This window comes from Nicoliella lavandulae (assembly GCF_037546185.1).
Lineage (GTDB): Bacteria > Bacillota > Bacilli > Lactobacillales > Lactobacillaceae > Nicoliella > Nicoliella lavandulae.
In genome coordinates, this window is sequence record NZ_JAWMWH010000001.1 from 501,222 (window position 1) to 514,279 (window position 13,058).

A 13,058-nucleotide genomic window follows, 5' to 3' on the forward strand; every position below is an offset into this window, starting at 1 on the left:
ATCACTCCGCTTCAAAATATTGTTTCATTGATTTAACGACATCTTCTGCAACGCTATTGCGATAATTACTATCACGAATGTATTTTAAGTCATTGGAATTATCCATGAAGCCCATTTCGATCAATACGGCTGGTTGCTTATTATTTCGAAGCACTAAGTAATTACCAAAGTTAATGCCACGACTGGTCAGTGGGAGGTTAGTAAAATTATTATTTAAAATACCAGCAAATGTATCCGCATTATTATGGTACTTAAATACTTCAATTCCAGAAGCATCATCAGCAACTTGAGAAGAATTATAATGAAAGCTCATGAATAAGTTAGCCTTAGAGTTATTTGATAAATCTGCGCGAGCTTGTAATCCAACAGTTTTATCAGTTGTCCGGCTCATAATCACATGAGCGAACGTAGGCTTTAATAACTCATTGACCCGCAACGCTAGCGGCAAGGTATATGTCTTTTCTTCATTATCGGCACCACTACCAAAGTGGGAGAGGGTTCCAGTATCTTGGCCACCATGCCCAGGATCTAAAACAATGGTTGCTTCCGAAATTGGATTAGCAGTTTTAGTATTATAGGTTGGTTGATCAATTAACCATGATGCAATCCAACCGGTATGACCATCATATTTAACATACCACCAGTCGGTTTGGGCATCTTTTTTTAGCACTTTAAGACGGGTACCCTTATTGATTCGTTCAACTAATTTAGCAGTTAAACTAGGGTTAGTTCGTAAATTAACTGAATGAGCTGTAACTAACGGCCGTGCGTAGTAAAGACCCATTTCAATGAAAATAATTCCGAAAATGCATCCTAAAATAATTAGTCGCACCAGCCACACCCCAGGTGATGCTACTAAAAAAGAATGTAGTTTTTTATTCATAATCTTTGCCACCCTTGTCAATTTCAAGTAAAATAGTAATGATTGGTTAAATATAATTAAAATAATTTTAACCTCTGTTAAGATTATCTAGCAAATAATACTTTAAATCAATTTTTATTGCTTTTGGGGGTAATAATAGATTGAAGGAGTGGACATTTTATAATGTTTAGATTTGTTAAGAGATCAATGTTGGGCTTAGTGTTAGTCCTAAGCATGGTGTTTGTTTTAGTAGGCTGTAGTTCAAAGAACGACAGCAGTAGCAAGGGAATTCACGTGGTGAGTTCAGTTAATTTTTATGGTGATGCCGCACGCGCAGTGCTTGGCAATCACGGGACCGTAACTTCAATTATTACGAAGTCAACGACTGACCCCCACGATTATCAACCCTCTGCACAAACTGCTAAGGACGTTGCAAAGGCAGATTTCGCAATTTACAATGGATTGGGCTATGATTCATGGATGAAGAAACTGCTTACCAACGCATCAGATGATATGAAATCTGTGAATGTCGGTAGTTTAATGGGCAAAAAGACTGGCGACAATCCACACATCTGGTATTCAAGTAAGACGATGCCAAAATTGGTTAATGAATTAGCTAAACAATTTGGTGAAAAAGATCCTAAGCACAGGGCAGAATTCAAAAAGAATGCTGCTAAGTACATTAAGTCTTTAGAAGCAAATAATAAGTTAATTGACCAAATTAAGAAGAACAACACTAAGAACAAGATGGTGGGAGTTAGTGAACCAGTCTTTGATTACTCATTACAAGAAATGGGTTACAAGGTCGCTGACAATGGTTATGCTAAGTCAGTTGAAAATGGAACTGACCCATCACCATCCGATATCAAGGAAATTCAAGATGATATCAAGAATAAGAAAATTGCTTTCTTCGTTGATAACAGCCAAGCTAGTGACAAGGTTGTTGAAAACTTAGTTAAGATGGCTAACCAACACAAGATTCCAGTCCTTAAGGTAACTGAAACAATGCCAAATGGAATGGACTATCAAGAATGGATGGCATCACAATACAAGCAATTATTGGCATTTCAAAAGGGAGAATAGATAAGATTGAATTCAAAAGTGTTAACTGTTGAGCATCTTAATGTTGCAGTTGAAGACCGAACTTTAATCAAAGACCTTTCATTTTCCGTTAATCGTGGAGTATTAACCTGCGTGACCGGTGAAAACGGGGTAGGAAAGACCACGTTAGTTAAGGCTTTATTGAAGTGCAAGCGGCATCCAACTAAGCAGGTTCACTTTTTGGTTCGTCCTGATCAGATTCAATATGTTCCCCAATTTCGGAACATTGACGATGATTATCCACTTAAAATAAAGGATTTTGTGAGCCTAAGCTTGCAAAATTCTTTTTTACCATGGTTAACAAAATCTGAAAAGAACCGGATCCAAAAAGTGCTTGAGATGACTAATTTAAATGAAATTAAGAATGAACCATTAGGTCGAGCATCTGGTGGTCAAAAGCAACGGGCCTATCTAGCGCAAGCATTAGTGACCAATCCAGAATTATTGATTTTGGATGAAACGACTGCTAGTTTAGATAAGGAATCACGTGTATACCTCTTACAAGTGGTTGTTGATATCATCAAACGAACGGGAGCGGCGGTAATGTTCATTACCCATGATCAAGAATTGATCAATCGCTTTGGTGATTATAATTTAGAAATCGCTGACCACCGTGGTGTGATGCATAAAATTGAGAGGAGTGATGCATAATGTTAGATTACGCATTTATGAGATATGGCTTTATTGCCAGCTTCTTCATCTCAATTTTATGTGGATTCATGGGCGTCTTCGTTGTTTCTAGAAAGACGTCGTTTTTCACCCATACATTATCTGAAATTGGGTTTGCGGGAGCGGCATTTGGATTGTTCTTAAAAACATCGCCAGTAATTGGGATGTTAATATTTACCATTTTAAGTTCCCTAATGATTGGAACGGTTGGGAATCGAGTAAGTCGTCGTGAATCATCCATTAGTGTGTTTTCCGGATTGTTTATCGGCCTCGGAATCTTGTTCCTATCGATTTCAAACACCCAGTCTAGCTATGCAACTAATATTTTATTTGGGAGTATTGTTGGGATTGGGGTCAATGATTTAAAGACGTTAATCTTTTTAAGTATTGCAATCATTGTGGCCATTCTGTTAATTTATCGGCGTTTGAAATATAATTCTTTTGATGGAACTGGTTCGCATTTTAATGCGGGATACGATACGGCCATTTCGATCATCTTCTTAATTTTATTGGCCTCCACCGTAAGTGTGACGGCACAAATCGTTGGATCGCTGTTAATTTTCGCGTTGTTGACCATTCCAGCATCAGCGGCTAAGTACTTTGTGCATAATGTCTGGGGTATGATCCTGTTAACGTTTATTTTCTCATTAATTGGGACCTGGGCTGGTTTGTCATTGAGTTATATTACCAACTTACCAGTTAGTTTCTTTATCGCCGCAATTGAAAGTGCCTTTTACATTATTGCCATTACTTACGATAAGTTAAGAAATCACGATTAATGTTTATTTTATAATTGAATTTGTTATACTATTTGAAAAGGATATTTTCCAGGGGGAAATTAATAATGAAAACTTACCAAAAATTAATTCCAATCGCTATGCTAGGTCTATTACTAGCTGGCTGTGGAAGCAAAAATAGTGATAATCAAAATGCTTCAATGAAAAACAGTGAATCAACATCAGTTAAGAGTAGTTCAGATTCATCTAGCTCAAAGGCTTCATCATCTGAATCCTCATCCTCATCTTCAGCATCAAGTAGCAGTGACACTAGTAGTTCTAGTGCAAGTAGCGCTTCTGAAATGAGTAATGGCGTTAAGACTAAGAACTATTCAAGTAATAATTCTGCTCAAAACAAGGTTGGTTACCAATCTGCTTCTGATACGGCAGGATTACCAACTGTTGATTTAGGTAGCGGCATTAAGGGTGCTAAAGATGGCGGTGCTGGTCAAGTATTCGTTAGTTTTAACATGGGTCGTTGGTCCATTGCAGTTCGTGGAACTGATGTTAACACCAGTGACACTGCTACTCCAGCTGCTAAACAAATTGTTGCTTATCTACAAACTCATACCCTTCCCGTACCAAACACGGTCGGTCGGGTAATGGCTGATATTGACTCTGGTGTTACAACTGTTAAGTGGCAAGATGGCAACGCAGTTCACTCTGTTTCCAGAAGCACACCAGAAGCAGCACTACAAGCTGCCATTGATGCTAAGTAATTTTTAATTTGGATAGATAATAATTAGCAAAAAAGGGATCCTGATTTATGAAGAAGATAAAACATGTATTAACAACGGCTGGATTAGTGTTATCCACAAGTGCGGTTACGTTAGGCATTTTAAATGTAACTAATCCTGGACGTACTAAGTACACCGCAAGTGCTTCAGTTAACATGAATCCGGCTTATGATTTGTCAGAATGGCAGAGCTCATTGACCGACGCTCAAGTTCAAAAATTGAAGAACGAAGCGAGTTTTGTCATTATTCGTGTTCAATATGGTAGTAATTACGCTGATAAAGTTTATCAAAACAACATTAGCCTATTGAACAAGTATGGTGTGCCATATGGAGTGTATAGTTATAGTTTATATAACTCCGTGGCTCAGGCACAGGGTGAAGCGCAAACGCTCTATAATCGTGTGCCAAACGCTAAATTCTACGTTAATGATTTGGAACAAACCAATGGGATGTCTAAATCTACTTTAGATGCTGCTACGTCAGCGTGGGCAGCTAAAATGCGCACGCTAACTAGTAGCCCGGTAGTGTTATACAGTGGCTTGTACTTTATGAACAACACCATTGGCGATTCTAAAAATGATTATGATACCTTATGGTTAGCATCTTATGGAAGTGGTGAACCAGATCCTTCCTATACTTATGGATTATGGCAATTTACCAGTAGTTATTACAGTAAGGCCTTGAACAAGAGTATTGATGCTTCTGTGATTCCAGATGGTGGTAAATCAATGGCCTTTTGGACTGGGAGCAGTAGCGCAACGACTAGTAGTGATGATGACGATGATGATTCAGTTGCTGATAGCAGCCAAGCATCCAGTGCCAGCAGCCAATCTGCTAGCTCATCAGTAGCAACTAGCAGTGCGGTTAGTTCTAGTGCCAGCTCCGTTAGTGCTACTTCAAGTGCAAGTAGCTCTGCTGCTAGCAGTAGTAGTGCAACTAGTGTTAGTTCAAGTACATCAACGCAATCTGCTGCCGCATCCACCACTAATGATGACAGTTCATCTGATGATGATGACGCGATTTTCAGTGATAGTAGTGACAATCTTGGCTCTAGTACTGCCAAGAAAAATGATGTTTCAAAGAAGGCTACTAAGAAGCAAAAGGTCACTACCATTAAAGTGATGAAGCCAAAGATTAATAAGAGCTTATACTATTCATCAAAGAAGATTAAGCGGGTGAAGGTCACTGCTAAGAATGGAATTTACGTTTATAACAGCGTTAATCACCGTCTTAAACATTACAAGAAGGGTCAAGTCCTAAAGGTCTTATCGTTCAAACAACAAGGAACTAAGACGATCGCAATTAGTAATAATGGGACGCACTTCACTGCTAATAAAAACTACATTAAAGCAGTTAAATAACTTAAAAGGAGTTGCTCTGTATGCAGAGCAACTCCTTTTTTATGATTTTAATGCAAAAAAATAACCGGCATGTTTACCATGCCGGTTATTTTTGATTGAAATTATAGAATTTGACAGAATTCGATAGTTTCATGGTTTGGTCCTAAGATGTTAAAGAACCGAATACCGTTGTCCCAGAATGAAGGTATTGATTGGATTTCATCATTAACCATGTCGAAACCTTCAGCCTTAGCAGCTTCGAAAGCTTTTTCAACATCAGTACAGTTCATTGAGAAGTGGTTGATGGCACCGTTCTTCATTGTAACGGGGTCACCTTCCCAAGTTTCAATTACTAAGTCATTGTATTTCATGAAAGCACAACGGTTTTCGCCGTTATGGAATAATCCAGCTTGTTCAAAACCTAACTTCTTGTAAAAAGCGATTGTTTTGTCTAAGTCTTTTGATGGGATTCCAATGTGTTGGAGTCCAGTAAAGTAATCATTTAAAGCCATTTTATATGCCTCCGCAGATAATTATTTTAAGCTACCGTCAAGTTCAACAACTGACTTACCAGGACGCTTGTCTGAACCATCAAGCTTACCAACAACTTGGTCAAGTGAAAGAACGTTCTTGATAAGTGGTTCAACATCAATCTTACCACTTGCCATTAATGCAAGAGAGTCATCAAATGCGTATGGGTTAATGAATGAACCCTTGATGTCTAATTCCTTTTGGAATACGGCATAAGTGTTAACAGTGAAAGTTTGATCTGGACGACCAACACCGAACATTAAGATTTGACCACCCTTACCAGCAACTTCGATTGCTTGTTCTTGAGTTTCTGGGCGACCAACAGCTTCGATAACGATGTCGTATTCTTCGTCAATCTTACCAGTTTCAGTGTTGATTACGTGATCAGCACCAGTAAGCTTTTGTTCTTCAGCTAACTTGTCATCGTGACGACCAGTTAAGTCAACGTGTTGAACACCGTAAGCCTTTAATAATTCAACGAATAGAAGACCCATGTAACCATCACCCATAACAAGAGCCTTGTAATGTGGTTGTAAGCTAAGACGACGGATACCGTGAACACCACATGAAACAGGTTCAGTTGAACAAGCAGCCTTTAATGAAAGGTTAGCTGGAACGTGGTATACAACTGATTCTGGAGCAGTGAAGTAGTCTTCCAAACCACCATTACGAGTAACACCAACAGCTGATAAGTCTTCAGCAAGTTGTGGACGGTCAACACGGAAGTACTTGTCCTTAGGGTAGTAGATGTTAGGGTCAACAGCAACACGATCACCCTTCTTGAATTGGGTAACGTTAGCACCAACAGCTGCAACTACACCTGAGTTTTCGTGACCTAAAACGATAGGAGGAACAGCATCTGCTGAACCTGGAAGACCGTTGTATAATGCGTCGTCAGTACCACAAATACCTGCGTATGCAGTCTTAACTAAAACTTCATCAGGCTTTGGAGTTGGAGTTTCCAAATCTTGGATTTCCATTTGTTTAGTACCAGTTAATACTAATGCTTTCATGAGTAAATATCTCCTTTGTGAATATAATAAATTTTTTAACTAGGACAGATGACCTAGCTTTCAATAACTATTTTATATGAAATAATCATTTGATTCCAAACATTTATTATTGGTCTCATTTGATTACACTTATAATACTAATGATTATTGTTAAATAATCAACTGCTATTTTATCTAAATATAACGATAAATTAATCAATAAACGAATAAAATCACATTAGTTTAACACTTGGTAAGCAAGGGGAAACGTTGATTTAATGCACTGGATAGTTAATCATTTCACAATCATTAATAGCTTAATTCTAGCTTTTTTATTAAATATGCAAAATGCAACCGGTTGCATGAATATTAAATAAAAATCATTAAATTTTATTTAATTTGTGAATTTATTAACTTAATTAGCTAATTTATAATTTATGGTACGATTAAATTGGTTATGAAAGGGAAGGATGATTCGCGTGCGTAGATTAATGTATATTATTGGATTTGGATTCATTGGTGGTGCCATTCGTGAGTGGTTGACCATACTATCTGGAAACGACCATTTCGCAATGATTATTGCAATTAATTTAATTGGGACTTTCTTATTAGCCTTCTTAGTTGGCATTTTACCGCTATTATTTAACATTTCCGCTGATCTATTAAGTGGCATTAGTGTTGGTCTGATTGGTAGCTTTACCACTTTTTCAACGTTTACAGTTGATTTTATTAATCTGTTCAAGTCTTCACTAATTAATTCATTTTGGTATCTTTTAATTAGTTTACTTGTTGGATATATATTCGCATTGATTGGAATTAAATTAGCTGATTATGTTAATGCAAAGGTGGGTGAAAAATAATGCTAACCAAAATTATAATTGTCGGTTTAGCGGCCTCACTCGGTGCGGTTTTTCGTTATGCACTCATTGAATTAATTGGTAATAAGTGGGGGTGGAAAGATTTTCCATTAGCAACGGTAGTGATCAATGTTTCAGGAGCATTTATCCTAGGATTACTGGCCGGTCATCTACCCACTGCCTCGTTATCATATTTGATTGGTAGTGGAGTGATGGGTGGTTACACCACATTTTCAACATACATGAATGAAACCGTTCGACTCCAATTTAGGAGTTATTCACTTTCAATGCTGTATTTCTTTGGAACTTCGATTTTGGGGATTGCGGCAGCGCTTGTGGGGATGGCATTATAAAAAGCAAAAAAGACTGAAAAAAATTTTTTTCAGTCTTTTTTTGTGCATTTTATTTAGTGATGATAATGGTTTGATGATTTTTAACTATTTTTATTGTGCACGATGATTCATTGACCTAAAAAAAGACAAATGTATAATGGTTTTTGTCGACTAACACAATATATAGCGGTAATGCATTACTTAACACAATATATAGTATAAGAGGGTTTTGTAATGAACGATCATATTAACATTCTATACGTCAGTCTTAGCGGTAATACTAAAGCGTTTATTCAGAAATTAACGACAGAACTAGCGAAGCAATCGATTATTGTAAATTCAATTAACGTTCGTGAACGACCAACCCAAAAGAAGTTGTTAGAACCATTCGTAACGTTTTTACCAGCTTTTTTAAAGGGTGGTAACGGAATTGATAACGGCTTCAAAGAAATTTTGACTACGCCATTACGTCGCTATTTGGAATTTGCAGATAACTATAAACAATGCTACGGCATTATTGGTAGTGGTAATCGTAACTTTAATAAGCAGTTTGCACTGACCGCTAAACAATATGCGAATGACTTCGGATTTCCATATTTAACTGATTTTGAACTAAAAGGGTCGAAAAGCGATGTCACTAAAATTAGTGCGCTTTTGATAAAGAAACAATCCGAAAATAGTTTAGCTATCGAAGGGAGTGCAGACACTAATGCCTAAAAAGAGTACTGCAGAACTTGATAAAAGCTATTTTTATTTAAATAACATGGTCAATGTCCCTGACGGTGGTCAAATTCAATTGCATTATGACCAAGAGGCGCTAGCTGCATTCTTCAAGGAAACCGTGCAACCCCAAACAATGCAGTTTGCGTCACTTGATGATAAGTTGGAATATTTAGTTGATCACGAATACATTGATGCCAATATTTTATCGCAGTATCGTCATTCATTTATCAGTTCGTTATTTGAAAAAATGCATCATTTTGATTTTTATTTTAAAAGTTTTATGGGTGCGTATAAGTTCTACATGCAATACGCAATGAAGACCAATGATGGAAAACAATTCCTAGAAAACTTTGCAGATCGAGTTGTTTTTAATGCATTGTACTTAGGTCACGGTGATGCAAAGCTAGCAGAATCGATTGCTGATGAGTTAATCCATCAACGTTATCAACCAGCTACCCCTACGTTCTTGAACGCTGCCAAGAAGCGACGGGGCGAGATGGTATCTTGTTTCTTGCTTGACTTGAATGATTCAATGTTATCAATTGGCCGGGGAATTAATTCGGCACTAGAGCTATCTAAGTTAGGCGGTGGCGTTGGGGTGAACCTTTCGAACCTGCGGGCTTCAGGGGATTCCATTAAGCAAATTGAAAATGCTTCATCTGGTGTCATCCCCGTAATGAAGCTATTGGAAGATTCATTTAGTTATAGTAATCAATTAGGGCAACGAAATGGTGCCGGAGTGGTTTATCTGAACGTTTTTCATCCAGATATTATGCGATTCCTAGCAACGAAGAAGGAAAACGCTGATGAAAAAATTCGGGTGAAGACCCTTTCGCTAGGGTTAGTAGTTCCAGATCAGTACTATCAATTACTAAAAACGAACCAACCAATGTATTTATTTAGTCCATATGATGTCGAACGTGAATACGGGAAACCATTTGCTTACGTTGACATTACTAAGGAATATGATCGACTAGTTGCAAATGACAATATTAAAAAAGCCAAAATTAACGCCCGTCAATTAGAACAAGAAATTTCTAGATTACAACAAGAATCTGGTTATCCATACATTTTAAATATTGATACGGCTAACCGTGATAATCCAGTTGATGGCAAAATCATTATGAGTAACCTATGCAGTGAAATTTTACAACCTCAATCGCCTTCTAAAATTAATCCAGACTTATCTTATGAACACGTTGGCACCGATATTTCATGTAATTTGGGATCTACCAACATTATGAATATGCTAGATTCTGATGATTTCGGCAAATCAGTTAATACTGCTGTTCGCGCATTAACTACGGTGACCGACGAAACGGACATCAAAGAAGTACCAACGGTGCAAAATGGAAATCGCAAGTACCACACGATTGGATTAGGTGCAATGGGCTTGCACACGGCGTTAGCGCGCCATCAGATTGAATATGGATCACCCGAGGCGCTAGAACTGACCGATGCGTATTTCCTAGCCCTTAATTATTATTCTTTAGTGGCTAGTAATGAAATCGCCAAGGAACGGAATGCAACGTTCGAACAGTTTGAATATTCTCAATATGCCGATGGAACGTATTTTGACCAATATTTAACAGCTGATTTTACATTTAAATCGCCACGGGTAGCTGCCATCTTTAGCCATATTAAATTACCACGGGTTAGTGATTGGCAAAGACTTAAGGAATCAGTAATGAAAGATGGCCTTTACCATCGGAACCGGTTGGCGGTGGCACCGAACGGATCCATTTCATATGTGAATGAAACGAGTGCATCGTTGCAGCCAATTACGCAATTGGTAGAGCAACGCCAAGAAAATAAGGTCGGTTCTATTTTCTATCCAGCACCTTACCTGTCGAATGAAACAATTAAATATTATCAATCCGCATATGATATGGATCAACGCAAGATCATTAATACCTATGCGGTGGCCCAAAAGCATATCGATCAGGGGATGAGTTTAACATTATTCCTCCGTTCTAAATTACCGGACGGCTTATATGAATGGAAACGACCAGGTGATAATCAGATGACCACTCGTGATTTAAACCGACTGCGTAACTATGCTTGGACTAAGGGGATTAAGTCACTGTACTATGTTCGGACCTACACTGAAGATGATGAATTTAGTGGGGCGAACGAATGTGAATCTTGCATGATTTAGGAGGACAACAATGGACTATTTATACTATCAAGCAATTAACTGGGATCAAGTCGATGATCCATTTGATAAAACAATTTGGGAACAACTCACCACTAACTTTTGGTTAGATATTCGAATTCCAATTAATAATGATCAAGCAAGTTGGCAAGCCCTAGATGATTCTGAGCAACAAAATTTGAATCAACTCCTTGCTAGTGCGTCATTATCGAACCTCCTTCAATCTGAATGGGGAACCCCTGCATTACGACATGAAATTATGACGCAGCAGGAAGAATCAGTATTAAATACCATTACCTTCATGAAGACAATTCATGCGAAGAGTTGTACCACTATTTTCCGGAATTTAATTAGTAATGATGAGGCTGAGTCAGCATTTGCATTTGCTGATCATGATGAATATCTACAAGCAAAGGCGGATCTATTACTATCTATTTATCAAAATGGTAATCCGCTTCAAAAGAAAACGGCCTTTGTATTAGCGGAAAGTGCCGCCACCTTTGGTGAATATTTACCTGTAATTAATCATTCTGAACTAAGTAATCTGAATCAAGTTATTAAAAACATTTTGCAAGGTAGCGCTATTTTTACTAAGTACGTTGGCTACAAGTTTAGAACCGCAATTAATAGTCTTGCCCCTAATCAACACGCAATTTATGTAGAATGGCAAGAACACTTTATTGATCAACTATATGAATTGGAATCTAAGGTCTTACAATCTCAATTAGGCGATGATGTTGAACCAGCACTATTAGCATTGCAGGATGGAATTAACTATGCGCTAACTCAATTAGGCTTTGATCCTAGATTTGATTTAGCTGGTCACCGTGTACCCATGATTGATGATCTGATGCAAGTGGACGCAATAGCTGCTAGTCACAAAAAAGCAGTGAATGTCGTTAGCGAACAATCGATGGATGATAGTGATTACGATTTTTAGGAGGGGTTATTATGGCTTATACAACAATTAATTGGAACGTTGATGAAGATGAATTGGACGAATATGTTTTTGATAAAGCGACTGCTCAATATTGGTTAGATACGCGAGTACCAGTTTCTAATGATATTTTAGATTGGCAACATCTGTCAGCAACTGAACGGGATGTTATCAACAAAGTAGTTGGTGGATTAGCACTATTAGACACCTTGCAATCAGAAGAAGGGGTCGACGTAATGCGTCGAGATGTCCGTACCCGCAAGGAAATGGCTGTGATCAATGACTTCTTGATGATGGAATCGATTCACGCCAAGAGTTACGGCACGATCTTAACGACTTTAAATGATGAACAAGTGGTGAAAGACGCGTTTCATTGGATGAATAACAATGAACAAATGCAATTTAAAGTTAAAAAGATTAATGCAGTTTATCAAAATGGAACGGGCCTACAAAAAAAGGTTGCCAGTGTGTTCTTAGAAGGAATTCTGTACTACGACAACTTTTTCACGCCATTATGGTATCGAGGTAATAATAAATTGGCTAATTTATCTGAAATCATCAAGTTAGTAATTCGGGATGAATCAGTGCATGGGACCTATCTTGGTTATAAATTTCATCAAGGATTTGACGAATTATCCGAACCAGAACAAAAGCAATTCCGGAAGTGGATGGACAACCTATTAGATGAGTTACTAGAGAATGAATTTAAATTTACAGATGTTGTTTATGGGCCAATTGGATTAGCTGAAGATGTAAAACAATTTGTTCGCTATAACGCCAATAAAGCAATGCAGAACATGGGATTTGACTCTATTTTTCCAAATGCTGAGCTTAAGGATATCAATCCGATTGTTATGAACGGTATCAATACTGAGACTGCTAATCATGATTTCTTTTCACAAGTTGGTGCAGGATATCTCATGGGAAATGCGGAAGCGATGAACGATGATGATTATGATTTTTAGTTTAGTGTTTAATATAAAGATCACGATCCACTAAAACGTTCAATATTATATCGTTGCCAAACCATGATTGAATTTACATTT

Annotated in this window: 14 protein-coding genes; 11 read left to right on the forward strand and 3 right to left on the reverse strand. The window is 37.7% G+C overall.

The window, feature by feature from the left end; all coding sequences use genetic code 11:
- Position 1: 1 nt before the first annotated feature.
- Entirely contained in the window at positions 2-883 is an 882-nt protein-coding gene (locus tag R4146_RS02320; RefSeq protein WP_339959843.1) for an N-acetylmuramoyl-L-alanine amidase, read from the reverse strand.
- A 162-nt stretch (positions 884-1,045) separates the two neighbouring features.
- Here R4146_RS02320 and R4146_RS02325 point away from each other — a divergent pair, with 162 nt between their 5' ends.
- From R4146_RS02325 to R4146_RS02345, 5 genes are all read left to right on the forward strand, one after another.
- Positions 1,046-1,945: a metal ABC transporter solute-binding protein, Zn/Mn family gene (locus R4146_RS02325; protein WP_373695330.1), complete on the forward strand. Its 900-nt coding sequence runs from the start codon at positions 1,046-1,048 to the stop codon at positions 1,943-1,945.
- 6 nt (positions 1,946-1,951) lie between these two features.
- Positions 1,952-2,614 (forward strand): metal ABC transporter ATP-binding protein, encoded by a 663-nt coding sequence (locus R4146_RS02330; RefSeq protein ID WP_339959844.1) that lies wholly within the window; start codon positions 1,952-1,954, stop codon positions 2,612-2,614.
- Positions 2,614-3,411, forward strand: coding sequence for a metal ABC transporter permease (locus tag R4146_RS02335; RefSeq protein WP_339959845.1), 798 nt, complete (start codon positions 2,614-2,616; stop codon positions 3,409-3,411). Before R4146_RS02330 ends, R4146_RS02335 begins: the two co-directional genes overlap by 1 nt.
- A 65-nt stretch (positions 3,412-3,476) precedes the next feature.
- Complete coding sequence (locus R4146_RS02340; RefSeq protein WP_339959846.1) at positions 3,477-4,127, forward strand: hypothetical protein; 651 nt, start codon at positions 3,477-3,479, stop codon at positions 4,125-4,127.
- A 47-nt stretch (positions 4,128-4,174) separates the two neighbouring features.
- On the forward strand, positions 4,175-5,506 hold the full coding sequence (locus R4146_RS02345) for a GH25 family lysozyme (protein WP_339959847.1): 1,332 nt from the start codon (positions 4,175-4,177) through the stop codon (positions 5,504-5,506).
- 101 nt (positions 5,507-5,607) lie between these two features.
- On the opposite strand, the gene R4146_RS02350 is transcribed toward R4146_RS02345, so the two are convergent.
- Together R4146_RS02350 and R4146_RS02355 are read right to left on the reverse strand one after the other, a co-directional pair.
- Positions 5,608-5,997: a VOC family protein gene (locus tag R4146_RS02350; RefSeq protein ID WP_339959848.1), complete on the reverse strand. Its 390-nt coding sequence runs from the start codon at positions 5,995-5,997 to the stop codon at positions 5,608-5,610.
- 21 nt (positions 5,998-6,018) lie between these two features.
- Complete coding sequence (locus R4146_RS02355; RefSeq protein WP_339959849.1) at positions 6,019-7,029, reverse strand: zinc-dependent alcohol dehydrogenase family protein; 1,011 nt, start codon at positions 7,027-7,029, stop codon at positions 6,019-6,021.
- A gap of 458 nt (positions 7,030-7,487) precedes the next feature.
- Here R4146_RS02355 and R4146_RS02360 point away from each other — a divergent pair, with 458 nt between their 5' ends.
- The 6 genes from R4146_RS02360 (at position 7,488) to nrdF (ending at position 12,977) form a co-directional block, all read left to right on the forward strand.
- Complete coding sequence (locus R4146_RS02360) at positions 7,488-7,868, forward strand: fluoride efflux transporter FluC (RefSeq protein WP_339959850.1); 381 nt, start codon at positions 7,488-7,490, stop codon at positions 7,866-7,868.
- On the forward strand, positions 7,868-8,218 hold the full coding sequence (locus R4146_RS02365; RefSeq protein WP_339959851.1) for a fluoride efflux transporter FluC: 351 nt from the start codon (positions 7,868-7,870) through the stop codon (positions 8,216-8,218). The genes R4146_RS02360 and R4146_RS02365 overlap by 1 nt, the downstream gene beginning before the upstream one ends.
- A gap of 213 nt (positions 8,219-8,431) precedes the next feature.
- A complete protein-coding gene (locus tag R4146_RS02370; RefSeq protein WP_339959852.1) occupies positions 8,432-8,914 on the forward strand; it encodes a class Ib ribonucleoside-diphosphate reductase assembly flavoprotein NrdI in 483 nt (160 codons plus the stop codon).
- On the forward strand, positions 8,907-11,078 hold the full coding sequence (nrdE, locus tag R4146_RS02375; protein WP_339959853.1) for a class 1b ribonucleoside-diphosphate reductase subunit alpha: 2,172 nt from the start codon (positions 8,907-8,909) through the stop codon (positions 11,076-11,078). Before R4146_RS02370 ends, nrdE begins: the two co-directional genes overlap by 8 nt.
- 10 nt (positions 11,079-11,088) lie before the next feature.
- Positions 11,089-12,015, forward strand: a complete 927-nt coding sequence (locus R4146_RS02380) for a ribonucleotide-diphosphate reductase subunit beta (protein ID WP_339959854.1) — start codon at positions 11,089-11,091, stop codon at positions 12,013-12,015.
- A gap of 11 nt (positions 12,016-12,026) precedes the next feature.
- Positions 12,027-12,977 carry a class 1b ribonucleoside-diphosphate reductase subunit beta gene (gene nrdF / locus R4146_RS02385; RefSeq protein ID WP_339959855.1) on the forward strand — a complete coding sequence of 317 codons (951 nt, stop codon included), beginning with the start codon at positions 12,027-12,029 and terminating at the stop codon, positions 12,975-12,977.
- The last annotated feature ends 81 nt before the right edge of the window (positions 12,978-13,058 follow it).

Bases quoted from the DNA above. Each gene is read 5' to 3' on its own strand.
- R4146_RS02380 (WP_339959854.1), top strand. From the start codon at position 11,089: ATGGACTATTTATACTATCAAGCAATTAACTGGGATCAAGTCGATGAT.
- R4146_RS02365 (WP_339959851.1), top strand. From the start codon at position 7,868: ATGCTAACCAAAATTATAATTGTCGGTTTAGCGGCCTCACTCGGTGCG.
- nrdF (WP_339959855.1), top strand. From the start codon at position 12,027: ATGGCTTATACAACAATTAATTGGAACGTTGATGAAGATGAATTGGAC.
- R4146_RS02335 (WP_339959845.1), top strand. From the start codon at position 2,614: ATGTTAGATTACGCATTTATGAGATATGGCTTTATTGCCAGCTTCTTC.
- R4146_RS02355 (WP_339959849.1), bottom strand. From the start codon at position 7,029: ATGAAAGCATTAGTATTAACTGGTACTAAACAAATGGAAATCCAAGAT.
- R4146_RS02325 (WP_373695330.1), top strand. From the start codon at position 1,046: ATGTTTAGATTTGTTAAGAGATCAATGTTGGGCTTAGTGTTAGTCCTA.
- nrdE (WP_339959853.1), top strand. From the start codon at position 8,907: ATGCCTAAAAAGAGTACTGCAGAACTTGATAAAAGCTATTTTTATTTA.
- R4146_RS02350 (WP_339959848.1), bottom strand. From the start codon at position 5,997: ATGGCTTTAAATGATTACTTTACTGGACTCCAACACATTGGAATCCCA.
- R4146_RS02370 (WP_339959852.1), top strand. From the start codon at position 8,432: ATGAACGATCATATTAACATTCTATACGTCAGTCTTAGCGGTAATACT.
- R4146_RS02340 (WP_339959846.1), top strand. From the start codon at position 3,477: ATGAAAACTTACCAAAAATTAATTCCAATCGCTATGCTAGGTCTATTA.
- R4146_RS02320 (WP_339959843.1), bottom strand. From the start codon at position 883: ATGAATAAAAAACTACATTCTTTTTTAGTAGCATCACCTGGGGTGTGG.
- R4146_RS02345 (WP_339959847.1), top strand. From the start codon at position 4,175: ATGAAGAAGATAAAACATGTATTAACAACGGCTGGATTAGTGTTATCC.